This is a genomic window from Veillonella sp., assembly GCF_018381775.1.
GTDB lineage: Bacteria > Bacillota > Negativicutes > Veillonellales > Veillonellaceae > Veillonella.
The window spans coordinates 155,272-172,851 of record NZ_JAGZRH010000001.1 but is presented as its reverse complement, the minus strand read 5'-3'; the positions used below and the strand labels follow the sequence as shown (position 1 = coordinate 172,851).

General features: G+C 37.9%; 16 protein-coding genes. 4 read left to right on the top strand and 12 right to left on the bottom strand.

Annotated elements, in window-relative coordinates; translation table 11 throughout:
- Positions 1-43 precede the first annotated feature (43 nt).
- Genes KH109_RS00790 through KH109_RS00780 form a run of 3 tightly spaced genes read left to right on the top strand, consistent with a single transcriptional unit; the run spans position 44 to position 3,262 of the window.
- Positions 44-913 carry a GTP-binding protein gene (locus KH109_RS00790; RefSeq protein ID WP_295214724.1) on the top strand — a complete coding sequence of 290 codons (870 nt, stop codon included), beginning with the start codon at positions 44-46 and terminating at the stop codon, positions 911-913.
- The gene (locus KH109_RS00785; protein ID WP_295214721.1) at positions 910-2,445 is read left to right on the top strand and encodes a permease; all 1,536 of its coding nucleotides are present in this window, start codon (positions 910-912) and stop codon (positions 2,443-2,445) included. Before KH109_RS00790 ends, KH109_RS00785 begins: the two co-directional genes overlap by 4 nt.
- A gap of 52 nt (positions 2,446-2,497) precedes the next feature.
- On the top strand, positions 2,498-3,262 hold the full coding sequence (locus KH109_RS00780; RefSeq protein ID WP_295214718.1) for a TIGR03943 family protein: 765 nt from the start codon (positions 2,498-2,500) through the stop codon (positions 3,260-3,262).
- Between the two features lie 165 nt (positions 3,263-3,427).
- On the opposite strand, the gene KH109_RS00775 is transcribed toward KH109_RS00780, so the two are convergent.
- Positions 3,428-3,994, bottom strand: coding sequence for a biotin transporter BioY (locus KH109_RS00775; RefSeq protein WP_257847092.1), 567 nt, complete (start codon positions 3,992-3,994; stop codon positions 3,428-3,430).
- A gap of 343 nt (positions 3,995-4,337) precedes the next feature.
- Between KH109_RS00775 and KH109_RS00770 the strand changes: the two genes are divergently transcribed.
- Positions 4,338-4,925 carry a PepSY domain-containing protein gene (locus tag KH109_RS00770; RefSeq protein ID WP_227721174.1) on the top strand — a complete coding sequence of 196 codons (588 nt, stop codon included), beginning with the start codon at positions 4,338-4,340 and terminating at the stop codon, positions 4,923-4,925.
- A gap of 516 nt (positions 4,926-5,441) precedes the next feature.
- Here KH109_RS00770 and KH109_RS00765 read toward each other — a convergent pair.
- The 11 genes from KH109_RS00765 to KH109_RS00715 all read right to left on the bottom strand — a co-directional run bounded on the left by KH109_RS00765 (position 5,442) and on the right by KH109_RS00715 (position 17,263).
- Positions 5,442-6,713, bottom strand: coding sequence for an O-acetylhomoserine aminocarboxypropyltransferase/cysteine synthase family protein (locus tag KH109_RS00765; RefSeq protein WP_257847094.1), 1,272 nt, complete (start codon positions 6,711-6,713; stop codon positions 5,442-5,444).
- Between the two features lie 297 nt (positions 6,714-7,010).
- Positions 7,011-7,970 (bottom strand): homoserine O-succinyltransferase, encoded by a 960-nt coding sequence (gene metA, locus KH109_RS00760; protein ID WP_295214713.1) that lies wholly within the window; start codon positions 7,968-7,970, stop codon positions 7,011-7,013.
- Positions 7,971-8,031: 61 nt separating this feature from the next.
- Positions 8,032-9,216 (bottom strand): MalY/PatB family protein, encoded by a 1,185-nt coding sequence (locus KH109_RS00755; RefSeq protein WP_295214710.1) that lies wholly within the window; start codon positions 9,214-9,216, stop codon positions 8,032-8,034.
- 10 nt (positions 9,217-9,226) lie between these two features.
- Entirely contained in the window at positions 9,227-10,360 is a 1,134-nt protein-coding gene (locus tag KH109_RS00750) for a PLP-dependent aspartate aminotransferase family protein (RefSeq protein ID WP_105094645.1), read from the bottom strand.
- A 152-nt stretch (positions 10,361-10,512) separates the two neighbouring features.
- Positions 10,513-11,016 carry a hypothetical protein gene (locus tag KH109_RS00745; protein ID WP_024066506.1) on the bottom strand — a complete coding sequence of 168 codons (504 nt, stop codon included), beginning with the start codon at positions 11,014-11,016 and terminating at the stop codon, positions 10,513-10,515.
- Between the two features lie 57 nt (positions 11,017-11,073).
- Positions 11,074-11,478, bottom strand: coding sequence for a PACE efflux transporter (locus tag KH109_RS00740; protein ID WP_295214705.1), 405 nt, complete (start codon positions 11,476-11,478; stop codon positions 11,074-11,076).
- Positions 11,479-11,795: 317 nt separating this feature from the next.
- Entirely contained in the window at positions 11,796-13,262 is a 1,467-nt protein-coding gene (locus tag KH109_RS00735; protein ID WP_295214703.1) for a DASS family sodium-coupled anion symporter, read from the bottom strand.
- 405 nt (positions 13,263-13,667) lie between these two features.
- Positions 13,668-14,492: a MetQ/NlpA family ABC transporter substrate-binding protein gene (locus KH109_RS00730; protein ID WP_295214699.1), complete on the bottom strand. Its 825-nt coding sequence runs from the start codon at positions 14,490-14,492 to the stop codon at positions 13,668-13,670.
- A gap of 54 nt (positions 14,493-14,546) precedes the next feature.
- Positions 14,547-15,218 (bottom strand): methionine ABC transporter permease, encoded by a 672-nt coding sequence (locus KH109_RS00725; RefSeq protein WP_005381510.1) that lies wholly within the window; start codon positions 15,216-15,218, stop codon positions 14,547-14,549.
- Positions 15,218-16,240 (bottom strand): ATP-binding cassette domain-containing protein, encoded by a 1,023-nt coding sequence (locus KH109_RS00720; RefSeq protein WP_295214696.1) that lies wholly within the window; start codon positions 16,238-16,240, stop codon positions 15,218-15,220. The genes KH109_RS00725 and KH109_RS00720 overlap by 1 nt, the downstream gene beginning before the upstream one ends.
- Before the next feature lie 156 nt (positions 16,241-16,396).
- Positions 16,397-17,263, bottom strand: a complete 867-nt coding sequence (locus KH109_RS00715) for an EamA family transporter (RefSeq protein WP_295214693.1) — start codon at positions 17,261-17,263, stop codon at positions 16,397-16,399.
- Positions 17,264-17,580: the final 317 nt, after the last annotated feature.

The following is a 17,580-nucleotide window of genomic DNA, read 5'->3' as shown; positions in this document are numbered from 1 at the left end:
TCCTATAGGTGTATACTGTGTTTATCTTACTCAGGAGGCACATATGATTCCTATTATTATCATATCCGGATTTCTAGGTTCGGGAAAAACAACATTTTTACAACATATACTAAAAGAACATAAACCTACAGACAAGGTTTTAATTATAGAAAATGATTTTGGCGAAACTAGTCTTGATGCAGCAAATCTGGCTAAAACAGGTGCTACTATTCGTGAAGTAACGTCTGGTTGTATTTGCTGCAGCTTACAAGGAAATTTCCAACAAGCATTACTCGATATTCTTCAAAATTATGATGTAGATATTATCTATATCGAACCATCTGGGGTCAGCAAATTGAGTGAAATCATCCATACATGTGAAGATGAAGACATTGCGAAATCCGCCTATATTCACGCCTCAGTAACAACGGTGGATGCTATGCAAGCACCTATGTTTATCAAAAACTTTGGTTTATTCTTTAAAGATCAAATCACAAACAGTGACGCTATCTTCTTAAGTCACACCGAAGATGTTCAACAGACAAGTATTACAAAGCGCATGATTCACGACTTAGCTCCCAACACACCTATTCACGAAGAGTCATGGGATACCATTTCCTTACGAGACTATATTAAACGCCTCTATCACTGTCATGATGACAATTCATTACATGATGAGCATCTATTTATGAGTCATACCTTTAAAGACTTGCGTACACTCACTCTATTACAGTGGAAAACGATTTTAGAAGGTATGCCAGACAGTGTGCTTCGTGCTAAAGGTATTGTACCGACCACCGAAGGTCCCCATGAGTTGCAATACGGTACTCATTACTGCTCCCTAGTACCTAGCGAATCCACTGACTACAGCTTAGTCGTTATTGGTACTGATTTTAATGTGCCAATGGTACATAACGAAGTGTGTCAATCATGATACCTGTTTATATCGTTACCGGATTTATCGGTTCTGGTAAAAGTACATTCATAAATGAACAATTACAATACCGTAAAAAGCTGGGCGGCACAGCATGTATCAGTGCCGAACAAGGCTCTGTATCACTTATTAAAGATGCTTTACAACTTAGCCCTGATAAACTCAGTGCAATCACACCTAATCAACCTGACACCTATAGTTCTATAGCAGACGAAATCGCAACCTATATCAATAAGACAAATCCCAAAGAAATATGGATTGAATGGAATGGTATGGTCAGCTTTCACCACCTAGAAACCCTGCTATACAGTGATAAGCTGCGTCACATGTTGCAAATTGAAAAGGTATTATACCTTTGTACGGATCAATTCGTCGCATCGATGTTGCCTGGTTTAGGTAATGATGTAACAAGCCAATTATACAGTGCAGATTGCATCATCACGGAGACCGATACACACCATGCCTTATTACAAACCTATAATAGAGAGGCCAAGATTGTAACGGCTCCAACGCCAGAAAAGATAGAGCAATTATGTCGCAATTCTACGTGGGGCCTCATACCAAATCTATTAGTTATCGGCATTACCGCCTACATACTTTTAGTTACCGCGTTCCGTCATGACATTCCTTACTCTATTCATCAATGCTTTGCCATCATTACGGGGCTGATTATCGAAGCGATTCCATTCCTTTTATTAGGAACTATTGGGTCAACCGTTATACGCTATTTTGTACCACAGAGCGTACTACTAAAACTATTAGGCGATTATTCTTGGAAAAGCTATGGTGCCGCCATGGTTAGTGGACTAGCCTTACCTGTATGTGACTGTGCTATTATTCCATTATTTAAAGCACTCACAGATAGAGGAGTACCATTATCTGTGGCCCTCCTATTTATGCTCGCCAGCCCCATCATCAATCCTATTACCATTCTCTCCACTTGGTATGCCTTTCCAGATGATCCCATGATTTCTGTATGGCGTATCGTCCTCGGTCTTGGCGTGGCTTTATTGGTATCATTATCGTTCCGATTCTATCCACCTTCTAAGGCACTAATAAAAGCTAAAACTACTCAGAACCTCAGCTATGAAGAGATTTTAATAGAGTCATCTAAGAGTAAATACATCAACAAAAAAAGATTGTTAATTCATATGGAAAAAGAGTTTTCCCAACTCTTATTCTATTTCTCCATGGCAGCCTCTGTTTTATCAGTAGTCCAAGTATATGGAAAACCTTGGCTCATCAATGCGGGTATTACATTACCTATCATGTGGGCTATTCCAATCTTGCTAGTATTAGCTTTCTTCTTCTCAATCTGTTCTACATCAGATGCTATTATAGGCAAATCCTTGAGCACCCTATTTCCTATAAGCTCAGTTATGGGCTTCCTCATCTTAGGACCAATGCTCGATATTAAAAATGTATATATTTTAAAACAATATATGCCAACTTCATTTATACTTCGTCTCGGTATAACTATTGCAGTCATGTCTTATATAGCTGCCTTAGGTTTTCAATTCTTTGTAGGCTAATTTTTAATTATTACAATTTCAGTTCTTAATGAATATAAAAGGAGATGATTCTATGAAATTAGGACTTAAAGATCGCTTTTCCATCGTGAAAGGCGCTCTCTATCTAATCTTGGGTATCTGCTGTGTATACCTAATTCTGACGGGCCGTTATTTGAACTATATTGCACCCCGATATGAGCTACTGCTCGGCATCAGTAGCATAGCTCTCATATTAGGTGGATTAGCAACTATCATTTGGGCTCCATCCCGCTATTACAAGCACAATTTACGTTCTATCGTGCCTATTATTATCCCCGTAGTTTTGCTCATTGTTCCGCCTGTCCTAGTTCCTAATACTGGTGTTCACGGCGCGGCACGAGTTAATGATGATACGAACAATTTTGATTTTACAAATGATGCTATAGGTGAGGTAATTACTGTTAACAGTGAAAGCAAAGAGCCTGGCATTTCTAAAGAGAAAAAAGAAATCGTACTAAACTCCGATAACTTCTATCAAACCATTGTAAAGGTCGGCTCTAATGTAGATCAATACAAGGACTACACTGTATATATGACAGGCTATGTAAACCGCGATGATAACACTCTAAAATCTAATGAATTTACTATTTCTCGTATGGCTATGTCTTGTTGTATCGCTGACGTAGCACCCATTGGCATGACCGCCTATAAACCAGATGGTGATAGTTTAGCTAATGAACAATGGGTTTCTATCGAAGGCAAAGTATCTACACGAGACTTCCACGGTCGTGCTCAACCATATGTAGAAGTAACCAAAATAAAAACAGCAGAACCTATTTTAGGTTATGTATATCCTTAAATAAATAATATTAAATCAATAGGCTTAATAAATCTTAAAGAGACATCATTAAACAATCTTAAATAGATATCATTAAACAGTCTTAAATAGATCTGTAAACAAATAAAACCGAGGCATAACGCCTCGGTTTTAATAAATATATAATAGTATTATATAAAGACTATATTATCGATGTAATTCTTTAACAATTCGTTTGCCAAGAGATGCCGCAACGGCACAAAGGAAGATATCTGGACCTACTGGAATCAAAAAGCATGTAATAATAACGGCCTCTACTCCAATTGGTTTACCTAAATACAAGTTCATAATGAAGTATAGATAAATCATACCAAGACCATATACGATAAATAGATTTAATATGGAACCTGCTAATAATTGTTTAAAGGAAAGTTTCTCCATAGATTCTGCAATACGACCTACTGCATAAGCACCTACCATAAATCCGATCAAATAGCCAAAGGTAGGTTGTAAAATGTAACCAGGACCACCACCAGATGTAAAAATCGGTACTCCAATTAAACCTAAGACAATGTATATGCCAACGCTAGCAGCCCCCAATCGACTGCCTAATACAATGCCTGCGAGGGTAGTAAATAAGATTTGTAATGTAAATGGACAATTCGGTAATGGTACCCGTATAAAAGCACCTACGGCAATCAATGCGACAAAGAGTGCTGTCATCGTTAACTGACGGGTAGTGATGCGACCTTGTTTCGACACGGTAGAACTCATGGTATACCTCCATTAATAACACATCAACAAACTACAATCTACTAACTATCTAAATTAAATCACTTGTATTTTTAATTGTCAACTACGTGTGTTGACTTTTAGTTAACTATGTAGTCTAATACTATATATACGGCAATTTCAAATATTTTATATTTTTGACTATACATTATAGTTATTACCAGTCGTTCATAATAACTAAAAGATATACTCATCTTCATACAAAAATCTTTGAATTTCATCTTATATTCATGTAGCAACATTAAATTATACGTAAGTAGATTGAGTAAAATCTACTTTCACAAAACAGTATATAAAAAGTACCTTATATTAGGAGGCATTCATTATGAAAAATGTTAAAAAAGTATCAAAGGTATTATGTGCATTTGGCGTTAGTACAGTATTATTAGCAGGTGTAGTTGGCGCAGCTAGCAACCATGCTTACAACAACAATAGCAACTGGAAAGGCGTTGGTAGCGTAGCTCCATCCGCTCAAGCTAACTATTCTGTTGATTACATGGGCGCTGTTACAGTTTTCCAACAAAACTTCCCTGGCGCTACTGTAAAATCTATTTCTTACGATGCTAAACATAACCCTTACTATGAAGTAGAAGGTTACTACAACAATCGTGCAGTAGAACTTAAAGTAGACGAAGCAACTGGCCAAATCGTTGGTAAAGAAGTTAAAGGCTATGCTAAAGCTAACAAAACTATTAACGTTCAAAACATCATCATCCCTGAAGTAGCTGAAACAAAAGCTCTTGAAAAAGTTGGTTCCGATTTCCAAACTATGGAATGGTCCGTTGAACGCGAAAACGGTAAAGTTGTATACGAATTCGATATGACAACTGGTGGCGACAAAAAAGCAGAAGTAAAAGTTGACGCTACATCCGGTAAAGTATTGAGCTCCAAAGTAAAAACTACAAAATACTAAGAAGCTCTTTTCATCTAGTGAACCCCTATCCTAACCCACTAAGATGACACACTACACATATAACACACATACTATACACACAGTATCCCAATGGATACACTCTCTAACACAAACTAACACACAAACTTAGAGAGCCCTATAACTCATAAAGGGCTCTCCCAAAACCCTATCTCACACAATAGGTAAAGGGTCTGTGCTCACACACCACAGACCAAACGTTACACACACTATACTCCCTTTAAAAGACCTTGGATCGTTGAATCCAAGGTCTTTTTTCTATCCTCCAGATATTACTATATATTTATAGATATCTACCATAACACAACAATCTAATTTACAATTAACTAGAATACATACTTCAACACAAAAAGACCTCCCAAGAAGGGAGGTCTTTTGTATAAGTTTTATAGGTCTGATAGTTTGTGTTCTATTTCTTAAGCGAGGTCAAAGCTCAAGAATGTCATTTGTATGTTCTGAAAGTTTGATCTATAGTATTTCCATAATGGAAGTAAGAAGTTATGCTTTATCCAAAGCTTGAGCCAAGTCTTCGATAATATCGTCGATATTTTCAAGGCCAATGGATACACGGATCATATCTGGTGTTACGCCAGCAGATTTTTGTTGTTCTTCGTTAAGTTGTGCATGTGTTGTAGATGCAGGGTGAATAACAAGAGATTTAGCATCTGCTACGTTAGCCAAGTTGGAGAAGATTTCCAAGGAGTCCACAAGTTTAATACCTGCTTCTTTGCCACCTTTTACGCCGAATGTGAATACAGCACCAACACCTTTAGGGAAGTATTTATCGGCTAAAGCTTTGTATTTGCTGTCTTCTAATTCTGGGTAGCTTACCCATGCTACTTTAGGATGTTTAGTCAAGAAATCTACTACTTTACGAGCATTTTCTACGTGACGTTCTACGCGCAAGGACAATGTTTCAACGCCTTGCAAGATTTGCCAAGATGCAAGTGGAGTAATGCATGCGCCAGTATCACGAAGCAATTGAGCGCGGATTTTTACAGTGAATGGAATTGGCAAATCACCATATACTAAACCATTGTAGTGTTCATCGCCTTCGGAGAAGCCAGGGTATTTACCAGAACCTTTATAATCGAATTTACCAGATTCTACTACTACACCAGCCAATGTTGTACCATGACCACCAAGGTATTTAGTAGCAGAATGTACAACTACGTCAGCACCATGTTCTAATGGACGGAACAAGTATGGAGATGCAAATGTGTTATCTACGATCAAGATGATATTATGTTTATGTGCAATATCAGCTACCGCTTGTACATCAACAAGGTTAATACCAGGGTTACCAATGGACTCGATATAAACAGCTTTAGTGTTTTCATCAATAGCTGCTTCGAATTCTTCCAAATTATCTGGGTTTACGAATTTAGTGTGAATACCCAAACGTGGCAATGTAGCAGTGAACAAGTTATAAGTACCACCGTACAATGTAGATGCAGCAACGATATTATCGCCCGCATTAGCTACGTTCAAGATAGAATATGTAATCGCTGCGGAACCAGATGCTACTGCGATACCACCAGCACCACCTTCAAGTTGTGCCACACGGGCATCTAATACATCTGTAGTAGGATTGCCAAGGCGGGAATAAATGCCACCAGGATTAGTTAAGGCAAAACGACCTGCTGCTTCTTCTGCATCTTTAAATACGAAAGATGTAGTTTGGTAAATAGGCACTGCACGAGAACCTGTTGGATCTACTGTTTGACCGGCATGTAATTGTAATGTTTCAAATCTGTATTGTTTACTCATTATAACAACTCCTTTATATTAACTGTGAATTGAGTTCATTCTTTATACCTAGTATACTACTATGTTTTAAAAATTATGTCTACTATTAATTTACATGGTTATCCATAACTTAAAGCTATATCCAATACATCTATACAAACCAAAGATTGCTATTCTACACAAACCAAAGATCGCTATTCTGCAAAACTGCAAAGCGAGCTCCATTGATAACATATAAAAATCCCCTAATTACTTTCTTTATATTATCTCACACTAGAGATTTCAGCAGTAATTAGGGGATCTTTTACTAATGATACTTTAGATATAGGCACCTAAGTTCTTATCACGTTCAAATTTCATTTTTTGGATTTGTTCAATGATATACGGTGTTTCTTGGTAAACATAATAATTTAACCAATTTGTAAATAACAATGTACTTACAGAACGCCAGCGTACGATAGGACGTTGTTTTGGATCGTCGTTAGGGAAATAATTTTCAGGAACAGCGATATCCATGCCTTTTTTAATATCCCGTACGTATTCACGGTTGAGTGTATCCCAATCGTATTCAGCATGGCCAAATACAAAGATGTGTTTATTATCTAAGCTACGAACGATAGCTGCACCGGTTGGTTCAGACCCTGCTAACAATTCTAGATTACGGTTTTCCTTAATTTGTTCCAAAGAAACTGTCGTATGACGGGAGTGCGGCATCCAGAATTTTTCATCAAAACCACGCAAGAGCACTGGGCGATCGTTGTAAATATCGTGTTCGTATACACCAAATAGCTTTTCATCCATCACGCATTTATTAATGCCAAAATGGTGATATAAACCAGCTTGAGCACCCCAGCAGATATAGAACGTAGAGTATACATGCTCTTCGCCCCAATTCATAATTTCTACTAACTCATCCCAGTAATCGACTTCTTCAAAAGGCATTAGCTCTACAGGAGCGCCTGTAATGATCATTCCATCAAAGAACTCATCTTTCACCTCATCGAAGGTGCGGTAGAAGGTATCTAAATATTGCTCATCCGTATTTTTAGCCTTACGAGATGCAGTATGTAAAAGAGTTAAATTGACTTGTAACGGACTGTTGCTAAGAGCTCGCAAGATTTGAGTTTCTGTAACTTCTTTAGTAGGCATCAAATTGACTAGCAATATTTGCAAAGGTCGGATTTGTTGTGTCTCCGCCCGTTCTGTATCCATAACGAAAATGTTCTCTTGAGCTAATTTCGTAATGGCCGGTAAATTTTTTATTACTTTAATAGGCATACTATCACCTCTACACACTAAACAATTTGATAACCTAATCTAAACATTCTAACCAATATTATTAAAAGCCTCTAGCCTCGTAGGCACGACGCCAAGCTTCAAGACCTTCTTCCAATGTTTTACGAGGGCACGCTACATTGATACGTTCAAAGTCTTCCCCATCAACGCCAAACATAGAACCAGTATCAAGCCACAATTTAGCTTCATTGATAATCCATTCATCACGTTCTTTAGGGCTTAATGGCAACTTGGAGCAATCTAGCCACATGAGATACGTCCCTTCTGGACGATATACGTGGATTTTCGGCATATATTTTGCTACATAATCAATAGTGAACTGAATATTATCTTGAATGTACTCTTTCAACTCATCGAGCCAAGGTGCCCCTACTTTGTAGGCCCCTTCACAACCAACGATGCCCATCGTATTTAGCTGGCTATAGCCAGCACGGTCGATTTCTTTAATAAAACGACGACGTAAAGAATCATTAGGAATGAAAATATTACTTACTTGAAGGCCAGCGATGTTGAAAGTCTTACTAGGCGCTGTACATACGATACAGTGTTCTGCATAGCTTTCACCTAGATCAGCAAAGACCTTATGAGTATGACCTTTCCAAACAAAATCAGCATGAATTTCATCGCTCACGATGAGTACATTATGTTTAATACAAATATCGCCAAGTCGTTTTAACTCATCCTCAGTCCACACGCGGCCTACCGGATTGTGGGGATTACATAAGAGAAATAATGTTACATTTTCCTCAACGATAGCCCGTTCAATGCCCTCAAAATCAATGGTGTACTTCTCTTCCCCTTTGATTAATGGCACATTGATAAGGCGACGGTCATTGTCATCGATAACCATGCTAAATGGATAGTATACCGGTTGATTGATAAGTACGCCTTCCCCTTCATTGGTGAAAGCACGAACCGCCATAGCCAAGGCAAAGACGATACCAGGTGTTTTAACGAGCCATTTTCGTTCTGGCGTCCAGTTAAAGCGCGTAGTGAACCAGTTTTGTAATACTTCAAAGTATTCATCATCGGATTCAGTATAGCCAAATACGCCATGATTAACGCGATCCAATAAGATTTGCTTTAACTCAGGTGGTACCTCAAAGTCCATGTCTGCCACCCAGAATGGCAACACATCCACTGGTTTACCACGCTTCACAGCAAAATCGTATTTCAAAGATTTTGTGTGAGTTCTATCTAAAATTTGATCAAAATTATATTGTCCCATAGGAACTCCTTTATTTATTGAAAGCTTGTTCCAAGTCTGCAATCAAGTCTTCTGTATCTTCAATACCTACAGATAAGCGCAATAAGCGACGTGTAATACCTTTACGCTCTGCATCTTCCGGTTTTAAGTCCGGATGAGTTTGCGTTACAGGGTATGTCAACAAGGACTCAGTACCACCAAGACTTTCAGCAAATTGGATAAGCTTAATACCTTCTAAGATTTGTTTAGCTGTTTCTTCGCTATCTACTTCGAAAGACAACATACCGCCAAAGCCTGTAGTTTGGGCTTTATTGATTTCATAGCCTGGATGTTCAGGAAGGCCTGGGAACAATACTTTTGTAACTTTAGGTTGTTTTTTGAGCCAATCAGCAAGAGCAATGGCATTCTTTTGGTGTTGTTCCATGCGAAGTGCCAATGTTTTTACACCGCGGATAACGAGCCAGCTATCCATAGCAGATAAGCAAGCACCTACCGTTTTATAAGTTAATCGCAACTTCGCAGCCAATTCATCATCATTTACAATGGTGAAACCAGAAATAACGTCATGATGACCACCGATGAATTTAGTACCACTATGAACGACAATATCGGCACCTAAGTTCAATGGTTTTTGGAAATAAGGGCTCAAGAATGTATTGTCGATAATGACTAGTGCATTGCGGTCATGAGCTAAGGCACACAAAGTATGAATATCCGTAATCTCCATCATCGGATTTGTTGGAGTTTCAATATAAACAGCCTTTGTATTTGGTTTGAAAGCTGCTTTCACCGCATCAAGATCAGATGTACCAACATATGTGAACTCAATGCCATTTTGTTCGTAAATATTTGTGAACATGCGGATAGAGCCACCGTACAAATCATCACCTAAAATGATGTGATCTCCAGGGGAGAATAGATGGAATACAGCGTCCACTGCGGCCATACCGGAAGAGAATGCCAATGCATCCTTACCATCTTCAAGACCTGCAATCAATTGTTCCAAACGATCCCGTGTTGGATTAGACTCACGTGTATATTGATATCCTGTTGTATCACCCAACTTTGGATGGGAAAATGTACTAGACATATAAATTGCAGGGGAAATTGCACCAGTGCTATCTGGTCTACCGCTGCCATGAACGCATTTTGTATTAAATTTCATTCCATTCAACTCCTCATATTTGTATACAATATATTAATTATAAAAGTAGACAATGATTAAGGTCAACAAAAATGGGCACTCATACGCCATGAGTGCCCCCAAAAAGTCATATCTATTTTGAATGGCTTGCCATAACTCTAGGTTAAGTTAGCCTAATTTTTTGTACGTTTTGTAATAAGCAATGCCAAGATAATGCCCAAAGAAGACGTCACTAGTTGCGGCCAACTAGACACAAACAACATAGTATTTACAATCTTCGGTGGAAATTGGAATAGAGAGAAGAACAAAGAATATCCACCGAATAGAACACCTGCTTTCACTAAAGCCGCCACAACAATAAGCAATACCTTCGGTTTATGTTGTAACCAATAGGCTACAAATACATAGGCAGTCGTGCCAAGGGCGGTAATCAAAATAAACGGTGGCAACGGCAACATACCTTGTAAATGCGCTACTACAGGCGCAATCCAGGCGATAACGAGACCATTTTTCCAACCATAGCGCCATGTGGCTAGTACAAATGTAGCAGATGTAATAGAACCGATGAGGAACATACTCACCTGATTAGGAATAAATGGGAAAATGAGACGCAAGCTTTGCGCCAATAAGGCTACGGCCAACAATAGACCTGTGCCCGTAATAGACTTTGTAGACATAAGAACCTCCTACTATACGATATAGATTTTACAAGAGGTACCTACCTCATATTTAAATTAAGCCTCTACAAAATATAGACGCGCTCGATCATACACCCAATTATACACATACGTATAACCTAAGATAACCAATGTCATCGTTATATCCGTCATAAAAGCCATCCAAAAGCTCATATGCATCATGTACATAATAATTGGTACAGTAGCAAGCATAAATAGACCTTCAAACAATACGGCATGGATTGTGCGGATAATTGGACCTCGCTCTAATCGATCACCTGGTACTAGTTTATCAAAAATCCAGTTAAACACAAAATTCCAAACCATAGCTAGCAAGGAAAAAATAACCATTAATAAAAAAGGCTGTCCCTCATGCGGAACAAACAACATCACCAAACAACCGATCAAAATACAACCAAGCTCATACAAAATCGACTGTACCACACGCTCAAAAGTAGACATAATAATAAATACCTCCATCATAAAGCCTAGATAAGAAATTTACTATCACATCACTATTATATTTATTTTTTTAGATTTGTCGAGTTTTGTGGAGTATTGCCATTTTAGGATAAAAAAGCCGCATTGTATCTACTAAGCGACTTGCCCTCTTGAAGTGAGCCATGCCATTTTAAGATAGAAAAAGCCGCCATATGTCTATCTAGCGACTTGCCCTTTGAAGCGAGTATTGCCATTTCAGGATAAAAAGAAGCCGCATTGTATCTACTAAGCGACTTGCAGCGAATGGAGCGCAAGGAGATACAATGCGGCGGAGCACTTTATCCTAAAAGTGGCATTACGAACTGAATCCATGGAATCCCCACCACGATAAAGATAGCGAGGTAGATAATCCCAAAGATAGCGCCTAATTTCCAAAATTCAGGACCTTTGTTATAGCCACTAGCAAACCAGATTGGGCTGTGACCTGTACCATATGGTGTAAGGATACCCATAATACCCATTGGTACTAATAGAATCAACATAACTTGAGCTGGATCAACACCAGGAATTTGAAGAATTAAAGTAGCAAACAAACCTACCATAGCTGTTACATAAGCAGTGCCAGAAGCAAAGAAGTAACGAAGTAAGCAGAATGCTAACAATAAACCAAGAACTGCCATTGTAGGATCTAAAGAAACTAAAGAGCCACCAGCAGATTTAGCAAGCCATTCCAAGAAACCTACATTTTTAAGGCCAGAAGCCATAGGTACGAGTGTAGCGAACCAAGTCAAAACATTCCATGCTGGTTTGTTAGCAAGGAAGTCTTGCCAAGTCATAATCTTAGTGAAAATCATCAAGATAATAACAATCAAAGCTGTTGTTGTAGGGTTTACTTTGAATGTAGAAGCACCAATCCACAACACAAGAGCCAATACAGAAATTAAGGCCATGAAGATTTCACTGCGTGTCATAGAACCTAGTTTCTTATACTCATCCTTTGCCCATTCTGCAATTTCAGGGGAACCTTTTACCTCTGGTTTGCAGAATACATATGTCAACAATGGTGTGATGATAAACAAGATAAGACCTACTGGCAAGAATGCGAGGAACCATGTGCCCCAGTTTGCTGCTACGATACCAGCTTTAGCAGACAATTCAAGAGCCAATGGGTTTGGCGCCGCACCAGTCAAGAAGATGGAGCTAGATACACATGTAGTTGCCAATGCTACCCAGTTCAAATAGGAACCAATTTTACGAGGGTTCTTATCTGGATAGGAATCAAACATCGGACAAATACTAGATACGATTGGGTAAATCGTACCACCAGAACGGGCCGCATTACTTGGAATAAATGGAGCCAACACAAGGTCAGTAATAGCAATGGCATAACCAAGACCTAAAGAAGACTTACCAAGCTTTGCTACGAGGAACAAAGCAATACGACGACCAAGGCCAGAGTTTTCATAACCAATACCAATCATGAAAGCGGCAAAGATCAACCATACGATGGCATTAGAGAAACCACTAAGGCCCCAGCTGATAGCTTGCGCATCAGTAATCGCCTTAGCGACACCGGTTGCTTTATCTACCACAGGGGCAGGACCAACCTTAAACAACATAGACACGGTAACAGCAATGATACCGATAAAAGCTGGTGGCATTGGTTCTAAAATCAACCCTACCACGAGGCCAGCGAAAATACTTACATAAATCCAAGAATTTGCGCTAAGGCCTTCAGGAGCACCGATGAGCCATACAAGAATAGCTACTACAAGCGGTGCGAATAATTTCCAATTCAACTTCATTAGAAACTCTCCTTACTACTTCAAAACAAAAATTGCAAAAATTGCCTATTTAGTATATCAAAAATTTTAATAAGATGATATAAACTTAATCATAATACTTATTAATTGATAATAAACTTTTAGTAATAAATTTCATCCTACTAGTAGTAGAAAACGGCACCATTGTGAAACAAGGGACACATCACGAACTGATAGAGCGTGGTGGTCACTATAAAGAACTCTATGAAAACTATGCGGCAGGCATGACAGTATAAGTCAATCTAACAAAAGTTCCACTTTGTATCAGCCAATAATATCCTCATGTTATCTCATATAAATAGAACCCCTAATAAGTAAAAACTTATTAAGGGTTCTTTTATTCATTCCTATATAGCTGTTCGTGCCTATATATTACATTATTATATTCTATTCACCTTTTGGTACGAACCATAGGCCATTGTTATTTTTTTCCATGTAGTCTTTGAATTCTTGAGAGTGGTAAGCTGCTACGATGTCTTTTGCCCATTGTGCATCTTTGTTTTTCTCATTAACTACAAGTTGTAATAACCATTGTGGCAATACGTCTTCATTTGCAAGAGCTGTTTTAGGGTCGATTTTTGCATTATAGATAATCGCACCAGTAATAACAATGTAATCAAAATCAGTACGTACAGAAGGAATTGTAAGAGATTTCATTTCTGTAAATTTAAGATGTTTAGGATTTTCAATAATATCTGCTTGTGTTACTGTCGCTAAATCTTTATTTGGATCAAGTTTAATCCAACCGATTTTTTGCAATAACGCATAAGCACGAGCCATGTTGGACGCATCATTAGGTACTGCAATAGTGTCGCCATCTGCCACTTGATCAAGAGATGTTTTAGAACCACTAAAGATACCTGCTGGTACTGTTGGAATTGGAGTTAAGGCTACAAGATGACCATTTTGTTTTTCGTTGAAGTTTTTCATGTATGCTGTATGTTGTTCAACGTTGAAATCTACTTCGCCATCGCTCAACACTTGGTCTGCTTGTACCAAGTCAGACATATCTACACCTTTGAAGGTATAGCCTTGTTTTTCCAAAATTGGTTTTACACCTTTTTCAAACAATTCAGAGTAAGGGCCTTGAGATTTACTATAGCTTAATTCTTTTTTAGCACCATTATCACTATTGTTTGAGCCGCAACCTGCGATAAAAGCTACGCTAAATACTAATGCCGCACCAAGGGCAAGGAGTTTCTTAAATTTCATGATATATTCTCCTATACTTTCATAATCAAGATAACTAGAATTTATTTCATCAAATTAGGAACGACGCGCACGACGTGCAAAGTAGTTACCTATTGTTTGAATAATTTGAACAAAAATAATTAAAATAACAACCGTAAATAGCATCAATGGGAAGTTCAACCGTTCATAACCATAGGTAAGAGCCAAATCACCTACACCACCTGCACCAATGGCACCAGCCATTGCAGTAGCACCGATAAGACCTATGGTTCCGGTTGTAATAGATAGAATGAGAGAACCCTTTGCCTCCGGTAAAAGGAAATGCCAAATCACCTCGAAATGAGAGGCTCCCATTGATTGTGCAGCCTCGATAATCCCTTTATTGACCTCTAAAATAGAGTTTTCAAAAAGTCTAGCTAGATAAGGGGCAATAAATATAACAAGCGGTACGATAGCTGCCGTTGTTCCCACACGAGTCCCAACAATCATCTTCGTTAATGGTAAGATAAACACCATCAAAATGATAAATGGTACGGAACGCACAATATTAACAATTGTATTTGTAATGGTATAGACAATACTATTTTTAACGATACCATTAGGATTTGTTACCACCAGTGTAACTGCGATAATTAGACCTAATACAGTACCAATGAATAGAGATAGGAACACCATATATAATGTTTGTTCTGCGGCTAGTAATAACTGGGAGCCGGGAACACCAAGTTCTTGCATGAAGAAATCCATTATAGTGTCACCTCCTGCCATTCAATACCTTGTGTCACAAGATATTCTTTTACCTTGCCCACTTCAAAATCATCACCAATAAATTGAACGATAAAAATACCAAGGACTGTATGTTCTAACTCTGTTACCGTAGCAAATAACACGCTCGTTTCTAAATCAAAGGTTTTATTAATATGATATAAAACATTATCAGTCGTATTATTTCCTAAGAAATGCATCTTAAGAATGGTATATGGCCTTTTATCACAGGCCAAGGTATGTTTCACGGTTGATGGAATTTCATCAGGAATAACAGTTCTAACAAATCGTTTCGTTGTTTCATGTTTAGGTTCACTAAACACATCAAGTACAGATCCACTCTCTATGAGTTTTCCATGTTCCATAACCACAACGCGATTACAAATTTTTTGAATTACATCAATCTCATGAGTTACGATAACCACAGTTACCCCTAGTTCACGATTAACGCGCTCTAATAATTGAAGGATAGACTCTGTCGTATCTGGATCAAGAGCACTTGTTGCTTCATCGCAAAGCAGAATTGATGGATCTGTAGCTAGCGCACGAGCAATACCTACACGTTGCTTTTGTCCACCAGATAGTTCACCAGGATATGCATTTGCTTTATCGCCTAAATCAACAAAGTCTAGCAAGGTTTTAACCTTTTTATCAATTTCTGATTTAGGAACCTTATTTAGAATCAATGGAATCGCTACATTATCATACACAGATTTAGCATTCAATAAATTGAACTGTTGAAACACCATACCTATGCGCTTACGAACCTTTTGGAGTTCATTAAAACTTAAGCCATTTATATTCACACCATCTATTTCAACATGACCAGAGGTAGGTACCTCTAAAGCATTAATCATACGAAGCAGTGTAGATTTACCAGCTCCACTAAAGCCAATAATGCCAAATATATCGCCTTTTTCTATGGTAAAGTTTACATCAGATAATGCAGTAACCTTTTGCTTATTAACGTCAAACTCTTTCGTTACATTTCGTATAGCAATCACTGTACCACCTCTTTCCCTACAAATTAGTAGGAATTAATATTATTCTAAAACATATCTTTAAGGTATGTTTTAATCGTATACTTAGATTACTACAATTTATAAGGACTGTCAAACACAAAAAAGAACCTCAACGCTAAAAAGGTTGAGGTTCTTTATTTATCTATATCGATTAAAGAGGTATAGTGATCCTAGTATGATTGGCGCTCCAATATAGAGTCCCATATTAGGATATTCCCCTAATAAAAAGGCTGCTACTATAGCTGCCACAATTGGCGAAATATACATAAAGTTAGTTACATCAGACACCTTTTCAGCATGTTCAAAAGCATAGCTCCAGAATACGAATCCTAATGCACTAGAAAAGAAAGCCAGATACAACATAGCAAGTTGTGCACTAAGAGGTGCCTGTACAATCATTTCAATGGCATGATCTGCAAAAGGCAGCGCCATAATAGCACCTGTAAACATAGACCACATAGCTATAGTAATAGAGTTATAACCTTTCAAACTAAGGCCACGATTAAGGATGTTATACATCGCAAACAATATCATACCTAATAATGTCCACAATGCTCCCAAAGGAATTGTAAGGGTAGAATTCCAAAGAATAATTATGGCTACACCTATAAATGCAGTGATGGTGAATATCCATCCGACGGGACGGATTCTATCTTTATACACTGCTAACGCTAAAAGCGCTGTCGTCATAGGTGTTAACGCCATAATAATACTTGATGTAGCTGCAGGAATCGACCTCAAGCCTTCATTAAAAACGACTTGATAAACAAAGTTCCCTGTAGCACCTAACAAAATATATATGCCCCACTCACGCCAAGATGTAGGAATGTGTAATCCTTTGAATACACCAATAATTAGCATGAGTATAGCACCACCTACAACTCTTGCCACAGAGAGTGTCAATGCATCTACTGACTGTAATGCAAGTTTACCAAAGGGAAATGCTGTAGCCCATACAGCAATCGTGGCAGATGCGCCCAAAATAGCTTTCATTCGATTTGTCATTAGCATCCACCTTTCTACGTAATTTCATAATCAATACTATCTAAATATTATCATAATAAATCCCTACAATTCCAAGAAGATCCATCACAATATATCGAATACTTTCCATTTATTGATATAAATTTTCATTATTTAAAGATAATACAATAATTAGCCCTTCAAAACTCAAATCCTAACAAACCAAGTGAATAAGCGTATTTTTAATGTATCAATATAGTATTTTCAATATTATTAAATTATAAATAACATCCATTCTTACGAAAATCGCATAGTATGTATTGAAAATATATATCATTTAAAATTTGTTAAATTAGGAC